This window comes from Neisseria sp. P0021.S005 (assembly GCF_051956955.1).
Window position 1 is genome coordinate 1 of sequence record NZ_JBQCWY010000318.1, and the last position, 3,431, is coordinate 3,431.

Sequence of the window (3,431 nt, forward strand, 5' to 3'; positions counted from 1 at the left end):
CACGCCGCACCCTCGTGCGCGTACTCGAAACCATCCTGCGCCTGCTGCACCCAATCATGCCGTTCATTACCGAAGAGCTGTGGCAGGTCGTTGCGCCTCTGGCGAATGCCAAAACCGCCGACAGCATCATGTTGGCCGCCTATCCGCAAGCCGATAAAGAGAAAATCGTTCAGACGGCCTTCGATAAAATGGCCGCATTGAAAGACTTGGTGGAAGAAGTGCGCAAACTACGCGGCGAAATGGGTATCGCGCCAAACGTCAAAGCGCCGCTCTTTGTCGAAGGCAACGCAGAACTCGAAGGCCTGCTCAAATACCTGCCGTCGCTGACCCGACTGACCGAAGCCAAGCTGGTGGACAGCTTGCCGGAAGCGGAAGACGCACCTGTCGCCGTCTGCAACGGCGCGCGCCTGATGCTGAAAGTCGAAATCGACAAAGCCGCCGAAACCGCCCGTTTGAGCAAAGAAGCCGAGAAGCTGCAAAAAGCCTTGGACAAACTCAACGCCAAACTCTCCAAACCCGGCTATGTGGACAAAGCCCCCGCACATCTGGTGGAGAAGGATAAGGCGGAATTGGCGGAGTTGATGGATAAGATGGGGAAAGTGGAAGGGCAATTGGCGAAGTTGAGAGGGTGATTGGAAGGCAGCCTGAAAACGGTGGAGTGGTTTTCAGGCCGAAACACAGCTTTCATATTTTAAAAATTCAAAAATGTACGGAGACTATCATGGATATCGCTGCTTCTATTTTAGACCAACAGCTTTTAGGTATTCCGCAGGAAACCAAAGATGAAGTATGCCAAATTTTGAACATCAACCCAAATGACACGGACAAACTCAAATCCGCCCTGTTTACTTTTATCTGTATCAAAGACATTTTGGATTTGGATGAAGAAACAGCCTTGGATTGTCTGGTTGACGGAGGCGGAGATTTTGGAACGGATGCTGTTTATATAGATGAAGAAAACGATGGGGAATTTTCCGTTGTCCTTATCCAGTCAAAATACGCCAAGAGTTTGGACGGAAATAAAAATTTCCCACAAACCGGCATAGAAAAATTAATCAAGGCCGTTCAATATCTGTTTAATCCGGCTGCCGATTTGGGCGGCATCAATATGCGCTTGAAAGCCAAAGTCGAAGATATCCGCTCACGTATTCGGGACGGGCAGATACCGCAGATTCGGGTTATCGCCTGCAACAACGGGCTGAAATGGAACCGGGAAGCGCAAACCGATATTGACCGCGAATTTCAATCTGTATCCCAAGTGTCATGGGAGTATGCCAACCATGAAACCCTGCTGGCTATCCGTAGCCGCACAAAACCTGTCGATGCCGTATTGCGGCTGAAAGGCAAAGCAGTAATTGAAGATATGAATTTCAGCCGCGTCTGTATCGGGCGGATTCCTGTTAAAGAAATTGCCCAATTAATGAGACAGCATGGCGAAAAACTACTGGAAAGGAATATCCGCCGTTATCTCGGTTTGACAGGAAACCGCGTTAATCAGGATATCCAAAGAACCCTGCAACACGAGCCGGATAATTTCTATTTTTACAATAACGGGCTGACTTTGATATGCAGAAGTTTTTCCTATAATGCCTTGCAGACATCCGATTACCAGGTCAATGTTACGGATTTGCAGATTGTAAACGGCGGTCAGACATCCATGACCCTGATGAACGCAATAGCAGATTTTTCCGATATTTCGGACAATGCCAGCGTGTTGGTGCGCATCTACGAGCTGCCAAAAGAGCAAAACGATTTGGTTATGAAAATCACCCATGCCACCAACAGCCAAAATCCTGTGGATTTGAAGGATTTGAGAGCCAACGATCCCCAGCAGCAGCGTTTGGAGATATCGATTGCAGAGTTGGGTTACACCTACCGACGCAAGCGTAGCCAGGAAGCAGGAAAAAACGATATTACATCAGGCACGGTTGCCGAAGCGGTACTTTCGGTTGTCAAAGAAAAACCCCAGCAGGCGAAATTTTTCACCAAGGAGCATTTTGGTAAATTGTATGGCGAAATTTTCGATAATTTGAACGGGGCGCAGGCGGTATTGTCCGTATTGATTTACCGTATGGCAGAGAACAGAAGAAAACGCCCGCAGGAAAATGATCCCGACTTTGTCCGTTATGCTTCCTGTTTTATTGCCATGCAGATTGGCAGGAAACTTCTTGCAGATTCAGGATTGGCATCATTTGATTTGGTTAATCATCAAAATTTCGTTTCTTTGCAGGCACGGCTGGATGAAAAGGGCGAAGCTTACCTTCAAGCAGCAATACAGGACATCCGGCAGGCACTTGCTGCACTTTACAACGATAGCTCAGAAATTTCTTTACAACAACTTGCCGCCACGTTTAGACGTGGAGATTTAATTAATTACTTGAAGTAACCGACTAACCAATGGGGAGGCCGTCTGAATCCGTCTTTCAGACGGCCTCCCCATTTTCAGGCTGCCCTTCCCAAGTCAGCCTGAAACCTTTCCCCCGCCCCAAACCCATCCGCCGTCATTCCCGCCTGCGCGGGAATGACGGTGTTTGTTGCTTTTCAGACGGCCTTTTTCTTTTTTTTAATCCATCACATTCAATCAAACCAAACAATCTGATTTTCATCCACGCTGATGCTGATTTCCTGTCCGGTTTGCGGTTTGTCCGTATCGTGGTCGGCATGGGGATACCAAATCAAATCGCCGTATTGCGGATGGGCGAGGGTGAGGCGTATGCCTTCGGCGAGGGGGACGGCTTCGCTGATGCGGACGGCCGTGCCGTTCGGGTCGAATCGTATGGCGTGTTGGGGGATGTAGCGTGTGTCGCCGGTGTTGGCCAAACCGAGCAACAGGGCGGCTTGGGCGTTGACGGGGCGGCGGATAAGGGTTTCCGGCGTGCCGTGTTGGAGGATGCGGCCTTCGTGCATGATGGCGATGGTGTCGGCCATGGTGCAGGCTTCTTCGGCGGAGTGGGTCACGAGGATGGCGGGGATGTTTTGGCTGCGGATGCGTTCGGCAGTCAGGGTGCGCAGGTGGTGGCGCAGGTGGGTGTCGAGGCTGGAGAAGGCTTCGTCCAAGAGCAACAGTGACGGGCGCGTGATTAGGGCGCGTGCGAGGGCGAGGCGTTGCTGTTCGCCGCCGGAGAGGCTTTCGGGTTTGCGTTGGGCTTCGTGTTCCAAACCGATGTCGCGCAAGGCCTGCATGGATTGTTCTTCGATTTCGGCTTTGGGCAGACGGCGCATTTTGAGGCCGAAGCCGACGTTGTCGAGGGCGGTTAAATGCGGCAAAAGGGCGTAGTCTTGAAACATCAGCGAGATATTGCGTTTTTCAGACGGCATGTCGGTGATGTTGTCGCCGTTGAGCCAGACTTCGCCGCTGTCGGGACGCACCAGGCCGACGATGGTTTTGAGCAGGGTGGATTTGCCGCAGCCGGAGCGGCCGAGTACGGCGA

General features: G+C 51.3%; 3 protein-coding genes. 2 read left to right on the forward strand and 1 reads right to left on the reverse strand.

Features of this window, described 5'->3' with window-relative positions:
• On the forward strand, nucleotides 1-632 hold a 632-nt coding region (locus ACTHUE_RS13400; protein WP_440423707.1), incomplete at its 5' end, for a class I tRNA ligase family protein.
• Nucleotides 633-721: 89 nt separating this feature from the next.
• Nucleotides 722-2,386, forward strand: a complete 1,665-nt coding sequence (locus tag ACTHUE_RS13405; RefSeq protein WP_070461261.1) for an AIPR family protein — start codon at nucleotides 722-724, stop codon at nucleotides 2,384-2,386.
• Between the two features lie 191 nt (nucleotides 2,387-2,577).
• Here the strand turns inward: ACTHUE_RS13405 and ACTHUE_RS13410 are convergent.
• A partial coding sequence (locus ACTHUE_RS13410; RefSeq protein ID WP_440423710.1) for an ABC transporter ATP-binding protein occupies nucleotides 2,578-3,431 on the reverse strand: 854 nt, incomplete at its 5' end.